The sequence below is a fragment of the Xanthobacter sp. NM-59 genome (assembly GCF_021401125.1).
Lineage (GTDB): Bacteria > Pseudomonadota > Alphaproteobacteria > Rhizobiales > Xanthobacteraceae > Xanthobacter.
The window spans coordinates 176,581-196,832 of record NZ_JACBFQ010000004.1 but is presented as its reverse complement, the minus strand read 5'-3'; the positions used below and the strand labels follow the sequence as shown (position 1 = coordinate 196,832).

Genomic DNA, 20,252 nt, shown 5'->3' with positions numbered 1-20,252 from the left:
CGGCTCAATGCCGCAGCCCCTGCATCCCGCCCCGGTCAGGCGGCGCCGGCCTGAAGGATTCGCTCGAAGATGGCCCGCACCTTCTGCTGGGTCTCGGTGAGATAGGCTTCCAGGGTGGCGAAGTCCGGCATCTCGCCAGCGCGGGCGAGCAGGGCCCTCAGCGCCGGGCTGGCATCGGCCGGCACCACATGGGCATCCACCGACAGGCGCAGCACCTGCGTCAGGTCCTGGTAGAGCCGGCAGGCACGGATGAGGACATTGGCATCCTCCGCCTCCAGCAGATCGAGCCGCTCGGCATGGGCCAGGATGCGGGCGGTCGCAGTGTCGACGATCTCCGGATGACGCTCAGCATGGGCCAGAACGAGGTATTGGGCCAGGAACTCCACGTCCACCTGCCCGCCGGCGGCGTGCTTGAGGTTCCATTTGTCGTCCTCGCCCTTCTCAGCGGCGATGGCGTGGCGCATGTCGAGGATGTCGCGGGCCAGGGTGCGCCGGTCCCGCGGCTGGCGCATCACCGAGCAGATGACTTCCTCAACGCGGATCCGGAAGTCGTCATCAGACGCGATGACGCGGGCCCGGGTGAGCGCCATGTGCTCCCAGGTCCAGGCCTCCTCCTGCTGATAGGCGGCAAAGGAGGTGAGGCGCGTCGCCAAAGGCCCAGAGCGGCCAGAGGGGCGCAGCCTCAGGTCCACATCATAGAGCTTGCCCGCATTGGTGAGGGAGGTGAGCGCCGTCACCAGGCGCTGGGTGAAGCGCGCAAAATACTGGGCGCCCTGCAGCGGCCGCTCGCCATCGGAGGTGGGGTCGGCGTCGGCGGCATAATCGTAGAGCACGATCAGGTCGAGGTCCGAGCCGGCGGTCATCTCGCGACCGCCCAGCTTGCCCATGGCCAGCACCGCCGTGCGCGCGCCCGCAATGCTGCCGTGCGCCTCCACGAAGCGCGCCCACACGCGCCGGTGCAGCGCGCGGATGATGACTTCCGCAAGGCGCGCATAAGCCTCGCCCGCCCGCGCCGCCGCCAGGGTGCCCGAGGCGATGCGCACGCCGATGAGCACGTGCTGTTCCTGCCGGAACCGCCGCGCCCGGTCGAACTGCTCCTCCTCCGTGTCGGCGCCGTCCAGCAGAAACTCAAGATGGGTTTCAAGGCTGCGTTCGTCGGGCAGAACATCGAAAAAGGCGGGATCGAGCAGCGCATCCGCCAATGACGGCCGCCGGGCGAGGGTTTCGCCCAGGCGCGGCGCCGCCGTGAGAATGGTCGCCAGAAGCCGCACCAGATCAGGGTGGCGATCCAGCGCCGCCAGCAGGTGTGGCCCGGAAAGGTCCGTGAGGAAACGGTCCGCCGCGATCAGCGCCCCGTCGGGATCGCCACCGCGGGCCAGGGATTCCAGCAGCAGCGGCACGATGCGCGCAAGGTGCAGGCGCGCGCTCTCGGTCTTGAGCGCGCGGGGTTGCCCGGCCAGCCACCCGCGCACGATGCCGCTCGCCGCCGCCGGCTCGCGAAAGCCCAGGCGGGCCAGCGCGGCCATGGTGGGGCGGTCATTCTCATCCGGCGGAAACAGGAGGTCGGCATCGAGCACGGCCGGCGGCGGCGCATCCTCGAACAGCTGGGCATAGTGCCCCTGCACCCGCTGCAGGCGCTCCACCAGCGCGGCGGCGAAGGCGTCGCGGTCGGCATAGCCCATGAAACGCGCGAAGCCCTCCATGGTCTCGCGGCTCTCGGGCAGCTCATGGGTCTGCGCATCCGCCACCATCTGGATGCGGTGCTCCACCCGGCGCAGGAACAGGTAGGCCTCGGTCAGCTCGTCGCGCACATTGGGGGCGATCCAGCGATGGGCGGTCAGCGCCTCCAGCGCCTCCAGCGTGCGCGAGGTGCGCAGCAGGGGATCGCGCCCGCCGGCGATGAGCTGCTGGGTCTGCACGAAGAACTCGATCTCGCGGATACCACCGCGCCCGAGCTTCACATTGTGGCCCTCCACCGCCACCACGTCATGGCCACGGAAGGCATGGATCTCCCGCTTCATGGCGTGGACATCGGCGATGGCCTGGAAATCCAGCACGCGCCGCCACACGAACGGCGACAGCTCGGTGAGGTAGCGCCGCCCCAGATCGAGGTCGCCGGCCACAGGGCGGGCCTTGATATAGGCGGCGCGTTCCCAGGTGGCGCCCTCGCGCTCGTAATAATCGAGGGCGGCGTTGATGGAGAGGGCAACCTGGGTGGAGCCGGGATCGGGCCGCAGGCGCAAATCCACACGCAGCACATAGCCGTCGCCGGTGCGTTCCTGGAGCATGCGCACCAGCCCCTTCGTGACCTTCACGAAGAAGGGGGAAGCGACGACGTCTTCCGCCAACGGCGCGCGGTCGCGGTCGTAGACCACGATCAGGTCGATGTCGCTGGAATAGTTGAGCTCGCGGGCGCCATGCTTGCCCATGGCGATGACCGCGAAGCCGCAGCCGAGCGCCGGCTGCGCTGGGTCGACGGGTGAAAGGCGGCCCGCACGGGCGGCATCCGTCAGCAGGAAGTCCAGCGCCCCGCGCACGGCCGCATCGGCCACATCGCTCAGAGCGGCCGTCACATCCACCAGGTCGAAGGCCCCGCCGATGTCCGCAAGGGCGATAAGAAGGGCCGCCTCGCTGCGCATGCGCCGCAGGGCCCGCATCGCCTCTGCTTCCTCGGTGGCAGCGAGGCAGGCGGCGGCGCAGGTGGAGATCAGCCGTTCAAGGTGGACTGCGGGATCACTCCCCAGGATGCGCAGCAGGCGCTGCGGTTCGGAGCGGATCAGCTCCATGAGAAAGGGCGAGCCCTCCGCGACACCGCGCACCACATCCCGCGACGCGGGGCCGGCGGCGAAAAGCGCGTCCAGTCGTTCCCGCTCCGCCGGCTCCAGCCGCTCGACCGCATGGGAGAGCCGCAGATCGGCGGCGGCAGCGTCATGAACAACGGGCGCTTCCCGCATCATGACGGCGAGGACGGTTCCTTCGGACGAATCCGACACGTGGTCCGGAGCATGGGGCGCGCGCATGGACTGACCTAAAGGCACGGGAGCGCACAATGTGCAACCCCTCAGATGACAGTGAGACCGATTCTGAGGCGTGCCCGCCGATTCGGTCGCCTCGCCCCGCCTTTGTGCCTCACCGGGGTTAACGTCGGCTGGCCAGATCCGCGGTTGCACTCGCGCCATCCCGCACCACCTTGGCCGGAAGACGCAGGCTGGCGACAAGGCCGGGCGCATTGTCGGCAAAGGAAAGTTCGCCTCCATGCAGCCGCGCCACGGCGGCCACCAGCGACAGGCCTAGCCCGGAACCCGGCCGGGTGCGGCTTGCTTCCAGCCGAACGAAGCGCTCCACCACCCGCTCGCGGTCCGCAGCCGAGATGCCTGGGCCTGAATCGGCGACGGTCAGCACCGCATGCCCCCCATCGCGCTTGAGGCTGACCTCGATGCGCCCGCGCTCCCCTTCGGGCGGGCGGCCGTATTTGATGGCATTGTCGAGGAGATTGGAAAGCGCCTGCGCCAGCAGCTCGCGCACGCCATGCACGAAAACCGGCTCCAGCGTCACCGTCAGGTCGAGCCCCTGCTCGTCCGCCAGGGGGTCATAGAGTTCGGAGACGTTCTCGGCGATATCCGCCAGGTCCACGTCGGTCATGTTGTCGCGCGCCTGCCCGGCCTCCGCGCGAGCGATCATCAGCAGCGCGTTGAAAGTTCGGATGAGGCCGTCACTCTCCTCAATGGTGGTCTCCAGCGCGGCCCGCCATTCCTCCTCGCCGCGCGCGGTGCGCAGGGCCTCCTCCGCGCGGTTGCGCAGGCGGGTCAGCGGCGTCTTCAGATCGTGGGCGATATTGTCGGACACCTCCTTCAGACCCTGCATGAGGGCCTCTATGCGCTCCAGCATGACATTGAGGGAATGGGCCAGCCGGTCGAACTCGTCGCCGGTTCCGGTCAGGGCCAGCCGGCCGGAAAGGTCGCCGGCCATGATGGTCTCGGTGGTGGCGGTCATGGCATCGATGCGCTTCAGCACGCGCCGCGTCACGAACACGCCGCCGGCCAGCCCCAGCACCACGATGAGCACCACAGCCCATTGCGCCGGCCGGGCCACGAGATCGCGCAGCGTGTCACGCTCTTCGATGTCACGCCCCACCAGCAGGCGATAGCCGCCCGGCAATATGAACACCTGCACGAACGCCACATGGCTGCGGCTGGCGCCGCCGTCATCCTGCCGATTATAGGTTGTGAAGCGCGTGCCCGCCGCATCCAGCAGGCCCAGCGACAGGTCCGACACGTTGGCGGCGAGCACCTCGCCCTGGAAATTCGCCAGCATGTAAATGGACGAGCCGGGCCGGCGGGAACGCCGGTCGATCACATAGACCAGCCGCTGGATACCACCGACGCGGTACTGGTCCGCCAGATAGCGGACCTCGCGGTCGAGATCGTCGGCCACCTGGTTCTGGATGAGCTCGCGGGTGTGCCACGCCGTGTAGCCGATGACCGAGACCGCGAACACGGCGAACACGGCGAGATAGGCCGCCAGCAGCTTGAAGGCGGTGGTGCGCACCAGGCGCGAAAGCTGCCCGAAGACGCGCACGGCCGCCCCCGCGATCTCCCGCCCCAGGGGCACGCGCGGCGCGCTTGTCACGCCAGCCCCGCCCGCACCATGTAGCCGGCTCCGCGCACGGTGTGGATCAGCGGCACCTCGAAGCCCTTATCCACCTTGGAGCGCAGCCGCGACACATGCACGTCGATGACGTTGGTCTGCGGGTCGAAATGATAGTCCCACACATTTTCCAACAGCATGGTGCGGGTCACCACCTGTCCGGCATGGCGCATGAGATATTCCAGCAGGCGGAACTCCCGCGGCTGCAGGGGAATTTCCTTGCCGCCCCGCGTCACCCGGTGGGCCAGGCGGTCCAGCTCCAGGTCCGCCACCTTGTAGAGGGTGTCAGTGGCCTGCGGTCCGCCGCGCCGGGCGAGCGCCTCCACCCGCGCCAGCAGCTCCGTGAAGGCATAGGGCTTGGGAAGATAATCGTCGCCACCGGCCCTGAGACCCTGCACCCGGTCATCCACCTGGCCGAGGGCGGACAGGATGAGCACGGGGGTGGCATGGCCGCGCCCGCGCAGCTCCGCGACCAGCGACAAGCCATCGCGCAGCGGCAGCATGCGGTCCACCACAAGCACGTCGTATTTGTCGGCGAGGGCAAGGGCGAGCCCCTCTTCCCCGTCGGCGGCATGGTCCACCACGTGGCCGGCCTCGCGGAAGGCCTTGCGGAGATATTCGGCGGCGTCGCGGTCGTCCTCGACAAGGAGGAGGCGCATGGCGGTGAGGGTATCCAGATCGAGATTCGCGTTCATGCCACTCTAAAGCGATTTCGAGCGAAAGGGGACCGGCCAAAGGCGGGCCGCGAGAGGCGCAGGGCACGTGCGCAAAAAGAAAAGCGCGGGAAGCCCTCTGGAGCTTCCCGCGCTTGCGGTTCCGGCCGACGGTGGGGGCGACGGGGATCGTCGGGCACGGCACCGGAAACGGTCCGATCGGCGGGGCGAGGGGTAGGGGGCGAACCCCGCCGATCGGCACTGGCCGGGCTGTTTGGGATCAGCCCGGGAACTTCTTGATGTTGATCAGCCCCAGGCCTTTCCTCAGCCCTTGGCCTTGCTGTCGAGGGTGATGGCGACGAAGCGCACGCCCTGCTCGTTCTTCACCTGCATGAGCACCGCCTTGCGGTTCTCAGCCTTGGCGGCGGCGAGCCCGTCGCGCACATCCTTGGGGCTGGAAACAGCCTTGTCACCCACCTTCAGGATCACGTCGCCGGTGCGGAAGCCGCGGGCGGCGGCGGGGCCGTTGGGGTCCACGCCGGTGACGACCACACCTTCACTGCCGGCACCGTCCACACCCTTGGCCGGGGCGAGCTGCAGGCCGAGGCGCGGCAGGCCCTTGGCGCCCGCATCCTCATCCGCCTGCTCGGCGCGGGCCACCTGGTCGTTGGGCAGCTGGTCCAGCTTCACCGCCACGGTGATGGGCTTGGCATCGCGGATCACCGCGAGCTGCACCTCGGTGCCCGGCTTCAGCATGCCCACCTTGCGGGTGAGCTCACGGGCGTCCTTGATCGGCTCGTTGTTGAGCTTGACGATCACGTCGCCCGCCTTCAGCCCCGCCTTGGCGCCGGGGGTGTTGGGCTGAACCTGGGCCACCAGCGCGCCCTCGGTCTCCTTGATGCCGAGACCGGAGGCGAGATCCTCGGTTACCGGCTGGATCTGCACGCCGATATAGCCGCGCGCCACCGAGCCGTTCTCGCGGAGCTGGTTCACCACCGTCTTCACGGTCTCGGAGGGAATGGCGAAGGCGATGCCCACATTGCCGCCCGAGGGGGAGACGATGGCGGTATTCATGCCGATCACCTCACCGTTCAGCGAGAAGGTCGGACCGCCGGAATTGCCCCGGTTGATGGGGGCGTCGATCTGAATGAAGTCGTCATAGGGACCCGAGCCGATGTCGCGGCCGCGAGCCGAGACGATGCCCGCAGTCACCGTGCCGCCGAGGCCGAACGGATTGCCGACCGCCATCACCCAGTCACCCACGCGCGGGGCGCTGTCGGCCAGCTTCACCCAGGGCAGGTCCTTGGCATCCTGGATCTTCAGAAGGGCGACGTCGGTGCGCGGATCGGTGCCGATCACCTTGGCCACGTGCTCCTTGCCGTCGGTGGTGGTCACATCCACCTCGTCGGCGCCGTCCACCACGTGGTTGTTGGTCACCACATAGCCGTCGGCAGAGATGATGAATCCGGAGCCCTGGCCAACCACGGGGCGCTCACCGCCCGGGCCGCGATGGCCGCGCGGCCCCATCGGACCGTTGGGGCCCATGGGACCCATCGGGCCACGGCCCTCACCGAAGCCGAAGCGCTTCATGAACTGCTCGATCTGGGGCGGAATGTTGCCGCTGCCAAGGCCCTCGCCGTCATTGGAAGCGACTTGGTCGCCCACATCCTTCTTCACCTTCACGGACACGACCGCAGGCGACACCTTCTCGACGATGTCGGCGAAGGAGAAGGTCCCAGCCGGCTGGCTGGTGGTGATCTGCGCGTAAGCGGGAGTCGCAGTGCCCGGCAGGAACTCACCAGCCACCATGCCGGCGACCGCGAGGCCGAACACGCCAGCGAGTAGAGCCTGGCGACGGCGCTTCGTCACGGAGGGGGTCTTGTCAGAGCGGGTCATGCGATCGGATCTCACTTTTTAGCGTCGGGTGTCCTGCGTCATCGGCAGGTTCGAGGGTGAAAGTAGATGTCCGAGCCTTACGGTTCCCTGGCGATGGCATTACGGTTCGGTAATGTCGCTCACACGGCCGTGATGGCCGGTTTCGACGGAACGCGGCGCGCCCGCGAGCGTTCACCGGCCGGATGCGCCCTCTCTAAGCGACGGCTTGGTGCGCAAGGATTTCCCGAGAGCGGCCGCCGCGATTGTGTCAGGAGGTCGACCATGGGCCGATCGCTTCTTGCCCCTGCTACCGCCGTGTGCCTGGGTCTTCTCGCCATTGGCCCCGCCCTGGCGGCCGAACCTGCAATGATCATGGAAACCCCGAAGGGCAATGCCCTGGTGGATGCCTCGGGCATGACCCTTTACGTCTTCGCCAAGGATGCGCCAGGCAAATCCGCCTGCGCCGCGGCCTGCGCCAAGAATTGGCCGCCGCTGAAAGCCGGCATGGATGCCAAGGCCATGGGCGCCTGGACCCTCGTCACCCGCGACGACGGCACCATGCAATGGGCCTATAAGGGCAAGCCCCTGTATCATTTCGCCAAGGACCAGAAGCCCGGCGAGGCCATGGGAGACGGATTGCTCGACGGCGCGTGGAGCGTCGCCCGGCCTTAATCCGTCGGTGCGGGCAACCTGCGGCGCCGGTTGGGCCGGAAACGCCCCTGTGTCGTGCACAGGGGCCAATGCGTCGGAATCGGCGCCGGTTGTCCCGTGCGCTCAGCCCACGGCCCGGGAAGCGTTGTCCTGGTAGTCGTCTGCGGCATCCTCGAGCTGGGCGGGATCGAGACTGGCTTGCTGCCCTTCGCCTTCGGCGCCCGCGGCGGCGGTGGAAGCCGCCGCCTCCTCCGCCTGCTGCTGGCGATGCCAGAGATCGGCATAGAGCCCGCCGCGCGCCAACAAAGCCGCATGGCTACCGCGCTCGGCCACCTGCCCGTCGGCCATCACCAGGATCTCGTCCGCCCCAACGATGGTGGACAGGCGGTGGGCGATGACGAGCGTGGTGCGCCCTTCCGACACCTTGTCGAGGGCTTCCTGGATATCGCGCTCGGTGTGGCTGTCGAGGGCGGAGGTCGCCTCGTCCAGCACCAGGATGGGCGGCGCCTTCAGCAAGGTGCGGGCGATGGCCACACGCTGCTTCTCGCCGCCGGAGAGCTTCAGGCCGCGCTCGCCCACCTCGGTCTTGTAGCCCTTGGGAGTGGAGCGGATGAAGCCGTCGATGCGGGCCAGCCGCGCCGCTTCCTCCACCTCGCCCTCGGATGCATCCTGGCGGCCATAGCGGATGTTGTAGGCGATGGTGTCGTTGAACAGCACCGTATCCTGCGGGACCATGCCGATGGCAGCCCGCAACGACGATTGGGTCACGTCGCGGATATCCTGCCCATCGATGAGGATGCGGCCGGAGGAAATGTCGTAAAAGCGGAACAGCAGGCGCGACAGCGTGCTCTTGCCCGCGCCCGAGGAACCCACGATGGCGAGCGTGCGGCCCGCCGGCACCTCGAACGAGACGCCCTTGAGGATCTCGCGATTGCCTTCATAGGAAAAGCGCACGTCCTCAAACCGCACAGTGCCGCCGCGCACCACCAGATCGGCCGCGCCCGCCTTGTCCTTGATCTCCGGATCGCGCGCCAGAACGGCGAACATCGCCTCGATATCGAGCAGGGCCTGCTTGATCTCGCGATAGATGAAGCCGAGGAAATTCAGCGGCACGTAAAGCTGCAGCATCATGACATTGATCATGACGAAGGAGCCCACCGTCTGCCGTCCGGCACGGATGTCGAACACGCACATCACCATGATGACGGCAAGGCCGACCGAGTAAATGACAGCCTGCCCGGCATTAAGCCAGGCCAGAGACGTGTAAGTGTGGATCGTCGCCTTCTCATAGCGCGCCATGGAGCGATCGTAGCGGGCATTTTCCCACCGCTCGGCACCAAAATACTTGACCGTTTCGTAGTTCAGCAGGCTATCCACGGCCTTGGTGTTGGCCTCGGTGTCGCTGTCATTCATTTCCTTGCGAATGGCCAGACGCCATTCGCTGGCGCGATAGGTGAAGATGCCATAAGCGGCGATGGTGAGCGCCACCACCACGACGTAACGCCAGTCGAACGCGAACAGCAGCACGCCCAGCACCATCACCAGCTCGACGATGGTGGGCGCAAGCTGGAGCACCGCCATGCGCACGATGGTCTCGATGCCATTGCGGGCCCGTTCCAGAACACGCGTCAAGCCGCCCGTCTTGCGCTCCAGATGGAAGCGCAGCGACAGATCATGCATATGCTGGAAGGTCTCGATGGCCAGCTTTCGAACCGCATTCAGCGCCACCTTGGCGAAGATGCCGTCGCGCAGCTGGGTGATGGCCGCCATGACGATGCGCGCCAGTCCGTAGGCCAGGGTCAAGGCGACGGGCGCCGCAAGCACATAGGCCCAGCCGGAGGGGGTGGGCTCGCCATTCACCTCGGACGTCAAAGCGTCGGTCGCCCATTTGAACACGAAGGGCACCACCATGGTGGCGCCCTTCGAGCCGAACAGCAGCACCATGGTGATGATGACCCGGGTGCGCAGGTCGGCCCGATCCCGTGGCCACAGATAAGGCCACAGGCGCGATAGGGTGCCGAACATGCGCTCGCCCGCCGCGCCGGAAGCGCGCGGGGCGGGCGCGGCGAGGCCCGCGCCGCCAGCCTTGGAACCGTCAGACATGAAAACCTAACTTTCCGCCGTGGGCTCGTCCGCTCCCTCACGGAGCAGGAGATCGAACACGGCCTGCAACTCGGCGCGAAGCGCCAGGACGGCCTCACGATCGAGGCAATAGCTGATGCGCGCCCCTTCCGCGCGGCTGCGGATAAGGCCCGCTTCCGCCAGAACCTTCAGATGCTGCGATACGGTGGACTGGGCCAATGGCAGCCCGCGCACGATCTCCCCGCACACGCAGCGGTTCTCCCGCGCCAGCCGCAGAAGCACCGTGAGGCGCGCTGGATGGGCCAGCGCCCGCAAGCCCTCGGCCAGCCCATCGAGGGCCTCGGGATCGGGATCCGCGCAGGCGGCGACAAGGGGAGGAGGATTCATCGTTCATCGTCGATAAACGATGATCATGACCCTTTCAAGACCCGCTGTCACGCCGGCGTCGCGGCCTGCGGCGAAGCTGGGGTACGCTGCGAAAAACAGTGCTAAAGTGGGGCCATGGCTAAAATTGAAAGCGTCTGTGTTTATTGCGGATCGTCCCGCGGCCGCTCCCCCGTCTTCTCGGAGGGGGCGCAACAGTTTGGAAGAATCCTTGCCGAGAACGGCATCCGACTCGTCTATGGCGGCGGTGGCGTGGGGCTGATGGGTGATGTGGCGAGCGCGGCCGCGCTGGCCGGCGGCGCCGTCACGGGCATCATCCCGACCTTCCTCAAGAAGGCGGAGCGCGCCTTCCGCCACGAGGCGGAAATGATCGAAGTCGGCGGCATGCATGAGCGCAAACGGCTCATGTTCGAGCGCGCCGACGCGTTCGTGGCGCTGCCAGGCGGCGTCGGCACGCTGGAGGAGCTGGTCGAGCAGATCACCTGGGCCCAGCTCGGCCGGCACCGCAAGCCGATCCTGCTGGCCAATCTTGAGGGCTTCTGGAATCCGTTCCTCGACCTGCTGAGTCACATGCAGGAGATGGGGTTTCTGTGGGCCCAGCAGCCGCTACGCATTCTCACCGCCGAACGCATCGAGGATATTCTGCCCGCGCTCCAGGCGGCCGCGGCAGCGGTGCCCGAAGCGGAGTTCCACGGCCTCGACGCGGACCTGGCCAAGCAGATGTGAGGCGCGGCGCCTCACATCTCGTCCAGGTGAAGCCCCCAGGTCAGGCCCCCAGGTCAGACGCCCGCATATTCGGCGTAAGACAGCGGCGTCTCGAAAACGCGGACGCTCGCCAGCTGCGGCAATGCGGGCTTCACGCGCGTCCAGATCCAGACGCTGATATTCTCCGCGGTGGGGTTTTCGAGCCCCTCCACCTCGTTCAGGCAATAGTGATCGAGCCGCGCCAGCAGGGGCGCGAAAGCGGCCTCCACGTCGAAGAAGTCGGCTACGAAGCCAGTAACCGGATCAACCTCGCCCACCAGGGTCAGCTCCACCTTGTAGGAGTGGCCGTGCATCCGCCGGCAGCGGTGAGTTTCGGGCACGTGGGGCAGGAAATGGGCCGCCTCGAAATGGAAGCCCTGGGTAATGCGCATGGCGCGCGCCGCTCCGCTCATGGAATACCGATCATCTTGTGGGTCTGGAGGGACAGGCGCCAGCGCGGATGGGCGAGGCAATAGGCCACCGCCTCCTCGGTATGGCGCAACCGGTCCGGTCCATCCATCGGTTGCAGGAAGAAATTGGCGAAATCGAGCCCGGCCACCGCTTCGGGATCAAGGCCCGGCTGCGGGAACACGAGCTTCAGCTCCTGCCCCTGGCGCTGCACCAGCGGCGCGCCGGCCTTCGGGCTCACGCAGATCCAGTCGATGCCCGTCGGGGCTTCAACGGTTCCATTGGTCTCGACCGCGATCTCGAAGCCCTCGGCGTGCGCTGCCACGATCAGCGCGCGGTCCAGCTGCAACAAAGGCTCGCCGCCGGTGAACACCACGAAGCGGCCGGCCCTCTCCGGCCCCCAGACAGCCGCGAGTGTGGATGCCAAATCGGTCGCTGAGACGAAGCGGCCGCCGCCCTCCCCGTTCACGCCCACGAAGTCGGTATCGCAGAATTGGCAGATGGCCGCCTCGCGGTCAGCCTCGCGACCCGACCACAGGTTGCACCCGGCAAAGCGGCAGAACACGGCGGCGCGGCCGCTCTGCGCCCCCTCCCCCTGGAGGGTCTTGAACATTTCCTTGACAGTGTAAGCCATGGCCATCGCTTTAGACCCATCCCGCCCCGGGGGGAAGCGGCGCGGGCCTCATCCATTGGCGGGGCGCCCGGCGCTGGGATAAAGGGACTGGACCGGATGTTTCACGCCACAGCGAGCAACCCAGAATGACCGCTCTCGACCTCGACGCCCGCCTCGACCCGCGCGAGCTGCGCAACGCCCTCGGCCGTTTCGCCACCGGCATTGCGGTGGTGATGGCCGGTGACGACGAGGGACTGATGGGCGTGACGGTGAATTCCTTCTCCGCCGTCTCCCTTGATCCGCCGCTGATCCTGTTCTGCATGGCCCGCTCGCTCCGCTCACTGCCGCGGCTGGAAAAGGCGAGCGCCTATTCGGTCAATATCCTGCTGGAAAACCAGGAGGATGTTTCCAACCGCTTCGCCACCGCCGGCGAGGACAAGTTTGCCGCGACGGACTGGGAGCACGGCCCCAGCGGCGCCCCGCGCCTGGTGCCCGCCCACGCCGTGTTCGAGTGCCTGCCCTACGCCCATTACGACGGCGGCGACCATGTGATCTTCGTCGGCCGGGTCGTGCACATGCATGCGGAGGGGGAAGAGGCGCCCCTGCTCTATTATCGCGGGCGCTATCGCACCCTCGGCTCCCCGGAGAAGTGAGCCCACCGGAAGATGGGAATGCCGGCTTCAAGCGCCACGCGGAAGGGTCTAAACAAGCGTTGACCTGACGCAACGTTGGCGCGGCGGAAGATCGCTGACGCCCGGTATCGACGCCCTCTCCACGCGGATCTCGCAGGCGGGCCCGTGCATTTTTCGAGGAATGGCCATGCTCCAGAACCTAAGAAGCATCCTCATCGGCCTCACTGAGGAAGGCGTCGACAAGCCGTCCGCGGCGCTGGGCTACGGTCTCTCGCTGGCCCGGCAGGCGGGCGCCCACGCCACCATCCAGGCCGCATCGCTGAAGGTGGTGCTGGGCACCGCCTTCGTGAGCAGCATGGCCGCCGGGTATGTGAGTGACCATAACCGCCGCCTGCGACAGTTGGCGGCGAGTCTCGCCGAACGCGCGCGCGGCGACGCAGCGGCCCAGGGGGTTTCCTGCTCGGTGGAAACGCCCCAGCTTCCCTATGACGAGCTGGCGGAAACCTTTGTCACCCAGGCCCGCGTGCACGACCTGTGCGTGCTCGATGCCGAAACCGCGACCGTGAATGCCGAGCGCGGCCTCATCGATGCGCTGCTGTTCGAGAGCGGGCGGCCGGTCATCGTCGTGCCGGCGGCTTGGGAGGAGTTCAAGCACCAGCGTGTGGTCATCGCCTGGGATGCGAGCGCCCGCGCGGCGCGCGCGGTGGCCGACGCGATGCCGATCCTGCAATCCGCGGCCGCCGTCGAGGTGGTTGCCATCGGCACCGAGAAGGAGCTCGGCCAGAGCGTTCCGGGGGCGGAGCTCGGCCCGCACCTCGCGCGCCACGGCGTGAACGTGAGCGTCAAGGACCTGGTGGTTCAGCCCGACGGCATCGCGGGTACGCTGCGAGAGCAAGCGAGCCTGTTCGATGCCGATCTCCTGGTGATGGGCGCGTTCAACCACTCCATGGTGCGCGAATGGGTGCTCGGCGGCGTCACCGAGTCCCTGCTTCAGGACTGCGCCGTACCTCTGTTCATGTCCTACTGAGTAGCGGGCGCGCTCAGCTCACCGCCTGCCACTTGCCATCGGTATTGCGGCAGGCGGCGCCGCGCGCAATCTGCGGGCGGTTGTCGATATAGATGGTGTGGGAATAATCCCGGCAGGTCTGGAAACCGGCGCGGTGATACGGCGGGCCGGCAATGACGGTGCCGTGGGCGCCGCTGTCGCTCTTCCAGCCCGTGGGATAGCCGGGGCCACCGGTCTCGAGGGCGGAGATTTCCGCGTCATAGGCCTTCTGGCGATCAGTATCGTCGAGGCCATTGCCGATGGCGCCACTGATGAGGCCGCCGGAAACCGCGCCGCGCATGACCGGCGCCGCCGGCAGGGCGATGTTGCCGGTGCCCTTCAAGCTGGAATTGGCATCGCTGGCGCAGCCCGACAGGAGCATTCCAAGAGCAAGTGCACTGAGAGCGGCGGGCAACTGACGAACGGGCATCGCACGGGATCTTTCAACGCCAAGGCCTTGCGGCGCGGAAACGGATCGCAGCCGGAACAGGCTGCCGCACAGTCTTAGTTGGACTTTGCCGGGAGGAAAAGCGCGCGCGGTGCCGCCTGTCCGCGCAGGTGCGATAAACCGCATCAACACGCAGCTCCAGGCTGAGAGGGAGCCATCACCGCTGGCAGCACCAGCTCGGTTCTCAACCCGCCGCCGGGCGCCGAGCCAAGCTCAAGGCTTCCGCCATAAAGCAGGGCGAGCTCATGGACGATGGACAGGCCGAGCCCTGAACCGGGCATCGATTCGTCCAGCCGCCTCCCGCGCTGCCCCACCTCGGCGCGACGGGCGGGGTCCAGGCCGGGACCGTCATCATCGATCACCACGCGAAAAAACGGAGCGCTGCCAGCCGGGCGGGGGGCATCCAGGCGCACCTCCAGGTCGACCCGAGAACGGGCCCACTTGCAGGCATTGTCCACAAGATTGCCCACCATCTCCTCAAGGTCCTGCTGCTCGCCGCGAAAACGCACGCCGTCGAGAATGCGCACATCGATGGCGAGCCCCTTCGCGCGGTGGATCTTCTCCATGGTGCGGGCGAGGGCGGTGACGGTGTAGGCGACGTCGCATGCCCCGACGACGATGGACGGGCGCGCCGCCATCCGCGCCCGCTCCAGATGATGGGCGACCTGGTCGCGCATGACGCTCACCTGGTCCCGCACCCGTGCCGCAAGGGGATCGCCCCGCGTGCCGGCCTCGTTCAGCAGCACTGAAAGCGGGGTTTTCAACGCATGGGCGAGATTGCCGACATGGGTCCTGGCGCGCTGCACCACTTCCCGATTGGCGTCGATGAGCGCATTCACCTCGCGCACCAGTGGCACGATCTCCACCGGATAGGCCCCCACCAGGCGTTCCGCCTCGCCCGAACGCACATCGGACAGGGCCTGGGAGATACGTGACAGGGGCTTCAACCCGAACCGCACCTGGAACAGAACCACCAGCAGGAAGGCAAGACCGAGCACAATCAGTGTTCCGACCAGCACCATGTTGAAGCCGGCGACATCGCTGTCGAGCTCTGTGGAAACCGCCGCCACTGAAACCACATAGCTGCCGTCCGCCCCGAAATCGAGCTCCCGCTCCACCACCCGCAGGGTTTCCCCGCGCGGCCCCAGGCCATAGCCCTGACGGACGGCGCCGGTGCCGTCCGCCCCGCTGGCAGGGGCCGCGCGAGGCAGGCGCGCATCCCGCAGCGAGCGCGAGGTCTTCACGGCCGAGCCGCCCTCCGCCTTATGGGCGATCTGCCAGTACCAGCCGGAATTGGGGAAGATGAACAGGGGGTCAGAAAGGGCTTGCGGCTCCGGCACGTCGGCGCCGCTGGCATTGGCCACCTCAGCAACGATCATCTTCAGATAGACGCCAAGCCGCCGGTCGAAGGCGCGTTCCGCCGCCCGGGCATACAGGGTGGAGAGCACCAGCCCCACCACCAGCAGCACCGCCAGCATGATGGCGAGGGCAGACAGCACGAGGCGCAGGGCAAGCGAGCCCGATGGAGGCGTAGGGCCCATGCTTCACGCCCTCCCCGGCACAGGCGCGCCGCGGCTCATTGCGCGTCTTCCGGCGGCCCGAGAAGGTAGCCAAGGCCACGCACCGTTTGGATAAGCTCACAATCGAGCTTCCGCCGCAGACGCCCGACGAACACTTCGATGGTATTGGAATCCCGGTCCGAATCCTGCTCGTAAAGGTGCTCCACCAGCTCGGCGCGGGACACGACCCTCCCGGCATGGTGCATCAGATAGGACAGCAGGCGATATTCGTGAGAGGTGAGCTTCACCGGCAAGCCCCGCACGGACACCCGGCCCGAGCGCGTGTCCAACCGCAGCGGGCCGCAGGTCAGCTCGCTGGAGGCATGGCCGGCGGCACGGCGCAGCAGGGCCCGCAGCCGCGCCAGCACCTCCTCCATGTGGAAGGGCTTCGGCACATAGTCATCGGCTCCGGCGTCGAAACCCTGCACCTTGTCGCTCCAGCGATCGCGGGCGGTCAGGATCAGCACCGGGACGGTCTTGCCCGCGCGGCGCCAGCGCTCGAGAACGGAGATGCCGTCGAGCTTGGGCAGGCCGATATCCAGCACGATGGCGTCATAAGGCTCGGTGTCGCCGAGGAAATGCCCCTCCTCCCCGTCGAAGGCGCGGTCGACCGCATAGCCGGCCTCGCCCAGCGCCGCCGAGAGCTGGCGGTTGAGATCGGGATCATCCTCCACCACCAGCAGACGCAACGCCACCTCCCCCAGCCGTTCTTTAGAATAATAACATTCTTACCTCGGCCAGGGCAGGACCTATCCCCATCAACCGGGGCCCGCATCGCGCCCAGAGCGCACGGCGTCAACTTCCGCGGCCTCGGTCCGATGCGCCAGCACATAGAGACCGGCGGCCAACACCGCCACTCCCGTCGGCCACATCCAGCTGGGCAGCCCACTCAAGGCGTCGCGCAGCGCGCTGAGCTTGCCGACCGCCTCGGGCACCTGCTCCAGCACGCCGAGCAGCGTCGCGGGCGCCGCCAACAGCAGGGCCCCGCGCTTGCTCCAGCCGGCGGCGAGTGCTACCGCATCCCCTTCCGCCGCGAGGCTGCCGCCGGTGACGCGCGCGCGGGCGCCGCTCACCGGGCGCGGCCCTGCCGTCGCGAGAGCCGCGGCCGTCGCCGTGTCGAGCCGGCCAGTCACCGGCAGAGCGGTGGTCGCCTGGAACGCCGCGACACCAGCCGTGGTGCGCGGCCCCCAAAGGCCATCGGCGCGCCCCGTTTCCGCATACCCCAGGTCCCGCAGGCGCTGTTGCAAGGCCCGCACCTCGCCGGGGTCGAGCCCGTCTGACGCCGCTTTCCCCGCCGGCTGCGGCGGCCGGACGGGAGGCGAAGCCTCGCGCGCGCCGAAGCCCACCTCGGAATCCAGCTCCATGAGGCGTGCCATCAGGGGCGCAATGCCGATCTGCTTGTCGACGGCATTGCCGCTCCACACGCCATCGGCGACATATTTTCCGCGCGCATACCGGTCCGACCCGCTCCAGAGATAGGCGCTGGGCACGCCGCGCATGCGGTAGCCGAAGCCGTTGAAGCGCTCGCCCTCGAACAGGCAGCGCGGCAAGCTCCACGGGAATCCGGGCTTGTAGCCCTTCAGCGACAGCGCATCTTCCGCCGCTTCCTCCCAGGTCTCGAAAGGCCCCCGGCCAGCGGGCACCAGCCGCGTCGCGTGGCCCGTCCCGAGGATCTTCTCGCCGTTATGGAGCACGCCGCGAAAGTCGCAGCCGGACTCGCGGGCATGAAGCACCCCAATAAAGGCCCACGGCACGCCCGTGAGCGCCTCGACAGCCTGATAGCGCGCCTTGCCGGCGATGATCTTGCGCGCCGTGGAATCGATCGCGGGCAGACGCTCCGGCGCCAGCCGCATGTCGGCCCAGCGCTGGGCATACTCGGCCTCCAGCACCACAAAGGAATAGTTCGCCGACATCGCCTGTCCTTCCCTGCGAATGAACAAAAAAGGCCGCCGAGAGGGCGGCCCGCAAATGCGCGGTGGGATGAAGGAGGCAAGGGGCATCGTGTCCCGCTGGTGCGGAGGCCGCCACAATTGCCGCAAGGGAATATCAGGCTTATAGTCCTGCCCTTGGGGGAACTGCCATGGAAAACCTTCGCCTGCCTCTCCTCACCTTTGCCTTTATGCTCTGGTTTGCGCTGTACTGGTTTCACTGAGGAAAACCGGCCCGCGCCGGCCTTCAGAGGGCGAAACAGCAGCGCGGCGTCTGCGGCGCAATGAGAGAGGCACCGAAATCGGGCGCGCTCGCCTGCGTGCCCCACCACAGAAAATTCACGTGTTCCCCGCTGGTACTGGTCGGCACGCCATGGTCTGACAGGAAACACAGATCATAGCGCGTGCCCGCGAACCAACCGGACGTGGTCATTTCCCGCCCGTCTTCCTGACCCGCGGAACCGACATGCCCAAGCACGGCGGCAAGTGTCGCGAGCGCTTCGGCTCGATCGGAAAATCGCAGATAGATCGTGACCATCGCGCCCTCCTCAGGCCCACACGCGCGCTTGGGACTGGATCGCCGATGCGCTGCCCTTGACGGGCCAGATCAGCAGTTCGTCGATCTCGAACCGGGTGCCGCTATCCATGCCTCCGGAGCGGCCAAAGAAAATACTGTCCATGCCGTAGGTTGGAGCCGTCGCGTCGGTCCCCGCATCGGCCCCGTTCATGGCCCCGATACGGCCGGCGCCGTTCCACCCCACGCAGGCTCCCACATCCGAGGCGCCGCCGAGCGTGATGGGGCCGAGCGAAAGGTGAATGGAGGCGCCGTAAAGGCGGAGGGTGCCATCCGCGTGCGCGTACAGCAGGTGCCCGCCGGTGGTGTAGATCACGCCCTTGCTCCCGGCCGCGAAGAAAAGGGTTCCGCGCAGCGCGATGGTGCACGGCCCGGCCGTGGTCGGGAGAGCGGCCGCCTCCCCTGACCACGCGCTGACATCCGTGGTGCGCGTGGCCGCCGCCGTGGTCGTGGCGATGTAGCTCGACGCCACGGCCCCGATCTCAAGCTGGACTTTGGTGACGGTGCCGGACGGCGTTAAGGTCAGCGTTCCGGCGGCAGGAGTGAAAGCGTAGCTGGTGCGCATGGTAGCGCCGCCACCGGTCACCGTGGCGCTGTGGGCTCCGGAAAGAGCCAGTGCGCCCGCGCCCCAGAAGGAAACGGTATAGCTCTGCGCCGTCACCGCGATGGACTGCGTCGTGGCTGCCGCAGAATTGAGGAAGAGATTGGTGGCCGCCCCCTCCAGCAGCAGACGCCGCCGGCCGGAGGAATAGTCGAAGGCCACCGTATCCGCCGGGGCCACCATCAAGGCCCCCGAGGCGGCCGTCACCATTTTCGTTCCACCGGCTCTTTGCAGGATGCTCGGGGACGACGCCTGGCCGCCACCAAGGGCGTATCGCTCTCGCGAGAAATCCGCGGCCAGCGCGGGCTCCGCCTCATCGAGCAGATAGCCCTCCTTCGCCCACCAGCGGGCTTCCAGTGCCGGAAAAGCCGACGCCGGACAGGTCAGCACATGGATGGAAACCCGCACGCGCCCACCGGTGAAGGCGCCGTCCTTGGCGGTTAGCCGCACCGCAGTCGGCGCATAAAATGCGGTGGGCCCTATGACACCGGAATTGGACGAGCCCTGCGCGATGCCGAGCGTTCCGCCGAACTTCGAGCTTTCGCCCGCAATCCCACAATCATACGACGTCGGGCCGGTCAGTGCCGACAGGACGAGCGTGGACACGCCGAGCACAATGCCCCGCGCCGGAATGCGGATGGTGGTGTCCACGCTGGTGCCGGACAGCACCAGATCCTCTTCCAGCACCTGCGCCTCGATGGCCGAGCGCGTGGGCCGAACGGCCAGGGGCGAAACCCAGTCCCCGCCGTCATAGAGCGCAAGCCGCCACTCGTCGCGGATGAAGGCGAGAGTTCCCGCCGTCGGCGCCACGAAGGAGAACACGCCGCCCTCATGGGTCGCAATGGTCCCCTCATGGCCGGCAAACACACCACCGGCGCCGGCAGGCACGAACCAGTTCGCTCCATCATCGGGGCTGGCAGGCGGAGCAACGGCGCTGATGCTTTCCAGCACGAGCTGGCCCCCGCCCCCGCTCGCCGCGCCCCCGGAGAGCAGCGGCACCCAAGTGGTGCCGTCGAACCGCGCGAAGCTTTCCGCATCGCGGACATAGGCCAGGGTGTCCCGGGGCACGGTGAGGAAATCGAAGGCGCCGGCCTCATAGGCGGCCAGCTTGCCGGCCTGTCCGGCGAAGGCGCCGCTCGCCCCCTGGGGCACGAACCAGCGGGCGCCTTCGGTTGGAGTGCCCGGCGGCTCGGTCGCGCTCACGCTTTCCAAGGCGAGCTGAACATAGGCGTCGAGGCGCCGTACGGCCTCGTTGTGGGTCACATGCTTCTGCGCCTGCGCCGCCGCCAGATACGGCAAAGCAAGGTTGGCGGACTGTTCGGTCGCCATGGACGTGCTCCGGGTTAAGGATGTGATCCGGGCGCGCGGCCCGTGAAAATAAGGAGGCACACCGCGACAGGGCGTCCCT

18 protein-coding genes are annotated in these 20,252 nt (G+C 67.6%); 4 read left to right on the top strand and 14 right to left on the bottom strand.

Translation table 11 applies throughout. The features are described from left to right. Window positions 1-35: 35 nt before the first annotated feature. The 4 genes from L0966_RS10445 to L0966_RS10430 form a co-directional block, all read right to left on the bottom strand. Window positions 36-3,020, bottom strand: coding sequence for a bifunctional [glutamine synthetase] adenylyltransferase/[glutamine synthetase]-adenylyl-L-tyrosine phosphorylase (locus L0966_RS10445; RefSeq protein WP_234051834.1), 2,985 nt, complete (start codon window positions 3,018-3,020; stop codon window positions 36-38). A gap of 118 nt (window positions 3,021-3,138) precedes the next feature. Then, window positions 3,139-4,578, bottom strand: coding sequence for an ATP-binding protein (locus L0966_RS10440; RefSeq protein ID WP_234051927.1), 1,440 nt, complete (start codon window positions 4,576-4,578; stop codon window positions 3,139-3,141). A 47-nt stretch (window positions 4,579-4,625) separates the two neighbouring features. Continuing rightward, window positions 4,626-5,342, bottom strand: coding sequence for a response regulator transcription factor (locus L0966_RS10435; protein ID WP_304945430.1), 717 nt, complete (start codon window positions 5,340-5,342; stop codon window positions 4,626-4,628). Between the two features lie 282 nt (window positions 5,343-5,624). Continuing rightward, window positions 5,625-7,196 (bottom strand): Do family serine endopeptidase, encoded by a 1,572-nt coding sequence (locus tag L0966_RS10430; protein WP_234051833.1) that lies wholly within the window; start codon window positions 7,194-7,196, stop codon window positions 5,625-5,627. 261 nt (window positions 7,197-7,457) lie between these two features. Here L0966_RS10430 and L0966_RS10425 point away from each other — a divergent pair, with 261 nt between their 5' ends. After that, window positions 7,458-7,847 (top strand): hypothetical protein, encoded by a 390-nt coding sequence (locus tag L0966_RS10425; RefSeq protein WP_234051832.1) that lies wholly within the window; start codon window positions 7,458-7,460, stop codon window positions 7,845-7,847. Window positions 7,848-7,949: 102 nt separating this feature from the next. On the opposite strand, the gene L0966_RS10420 is transcribed toward L0966_RS10425, so the two are convergent. Beyond that, window positions 7,950-9,851 carry an ABC transporter ATP-binding protein/permease gene (locus L0966_RS10420; RefSeq protein ID WP_234051925.1) on the bottom strand — a complete coding sequence of 634 codons (1,902 nt, stop codon included), beginning with the start codon at window positions 9,849-9,851 and terminating at the stop codon, window positions 7,950-7,952. Window positions 9,852-9,935: 84 nt separating this feature from the next. Continuing rightward, window positions 9,936-10,295: a helix-turn-helix transcriptional regulator gene (locus L0966_RS10415; protein ID WP_234051831.1), complete on the bottom strand. Its 360-nt coding sequence runs from the start codon at window positions 10,293-10,295 to the stop codon at window positions 9,936-9,938. Between the two features lie 114 nt (window positions 10,296-10,409). On the opposite strand from L0966_RS10415, the gene L0966_RS10410 reads away from it, so the two are divergent. Further along, window positions 10,410-11,018: a TIGR00730 family Rossman fold protein gene (locus L0966_RS10410; RefSeq protein WP_234051830.1), complete on the top strand. Its 609-nt coding sequence runs from the start codon at window positions 10,410-10,412 to the stop codon at window positions 11,016-11,018. A gap of 53 nt (window positions 11,019-11,071) precedes the next feature. Here L0966_RS10410 and queD read toward each other — a convergent pair whose 3' ends face one another. Both queD and queE read right to left on the bottom strand, forming a co-directional pair. Further along, window positions 11,072-11,428 carry a 6-carboxytetrahydropterin synthase QueD gene (queD, locus tag L0966_RS10405; RefSeq protein WP_234051924.1) on the bottom strand — a complete coding sequence of 119 codons (357 nt, stop codon included), beginning with the start codon at window positions 11,426-11,428 and terminating at the stop codon, window positions 11,072-11,074. A gap of 17 nt (window positions 11,429-11,445) precedes the next feature. Next, window positions 11,446-12,078, bottom strand: a complete 633-nt coding sequence (gene queE / locus L0966_RS10400; RefSeq protein ID WP_234051829.1) for a 7-carboxy-7-deazaguanine synthase — start codon at window positions 12,076-12,078, stop codon at window positions 11,446-11,448. Between the two features lie 125 nt (window positions 12,079-12,203). Between queE and L0966_RS10395 the strand changes: the two genes are divergently transcribed. Then, window positions 12,204-12,710: a flavin reductase family protein gene (locus L0966_RS10395; RefSeq protein WP_234051828.1), complete on the top strand. Its 507-nt coding sequence runs from the start codon at window positions 12,204-12,206 to the stop codon at window positions 12,708-12,710. Window positions 12,711-12,876: 166 nt separating this feature from the next. Beyond that, on the top strand, window positions 12,877-13,716 hold the full coding sequence (locus L0966_RS10390; RefSeq protein WP_234051827.1) for a universal stress protein: 840 nt from the start codon (window positions 12,877-12,879) through the stop codon (window positions 13,714-13,716). Window positions 13,717-13,729: 13 nt separating this feature from the next. Here L0966_RS10390 and L0966_RS10385 read toward each other — a convergent pair whose 3' ends face one another. From L0966_RS10385 to L0966_RS10360, 6 genes are all read right to left on the bottom strand, one after another. Further along, the gene (locus tag L0966_RS10385; RefSeq protein ID WP_234051826.1) at window positions 13,730-14,164 is read right to left on the bottom strand and encodes a hypothetical protein; all 435 of its coding nucleotides are present in this window, start codon (window positions 14,162-14,164) and stop codon (window positions 13,730-13,732) included. A 143-nt stretch (window positions 14,165-14,307) separates the two neighbouring features. After that, on the bottom strand, window positions 14,308-15,723 hold the full coding sequence (locus tag L0966_RS10380) for a HAMP domain-containing sensor histidine kinase (protein ID WP_234051825.1): 1,416 nt from the start codon (window positions 15,721-15,723) through the stop codon (window positions 14,308-14,310). Between the two features lie 35 nt (window positions 15,724-15,758). Beyond that, on the bottom strand, window positions 15,759-16,430 hold the full coding sequence (locus tag L0966_RS10375; RefSeq protein WP_234051923.1) for a response regulator transcription factor: 672 nt from the start codon (window positions 16,428-16,430) through the stop codon (window positions 15,759-15,761). Window positions 16,431-16,499: 69 nt separating this feature from the next. Then, complete coding sequence (locus tag L0966_RS10370) at window positions 16,500-17,654, bottom strand: peptidoglycan-binding protein (RefSeq protein WP_234051824.1); 1,155 nt, start codon at window positions 17,652-17,654, stop codon at window positions 16,500-16,502. Between the two features lie 262 nt (window positions 17,655-17,916). Next, the gene (locus L0966_RS10365; protein ID WP_234051823.1) at window positions 17,917-18,207 is read right to left on the bottom strand and encodes a hypothetical protein; all 291 of its coding nucleotides are present in this window, start codon (window positions 18,205-18,207) and stop codon (window positions 17,917-17,919) included. A 10-nt stretch (window positions 18,208-18,217) separates the two neighbouring features. Next, window positions 18,218-20,173 carry a DUF2793 domain-containing protein gene (locus L0966_RS10360; RefSeq protein WP_234051822.1) on the bottom strand — a complete coding sequence of 652 codons (1,956 nt, stop codon included), beginning with the start codon at window positions 20,171-20,173 and terminating at the stop codon, window positions 18,218-18,220. Between the last annotated feature and the right edge of the window lie 79 nt (window positions 20,174-20,252).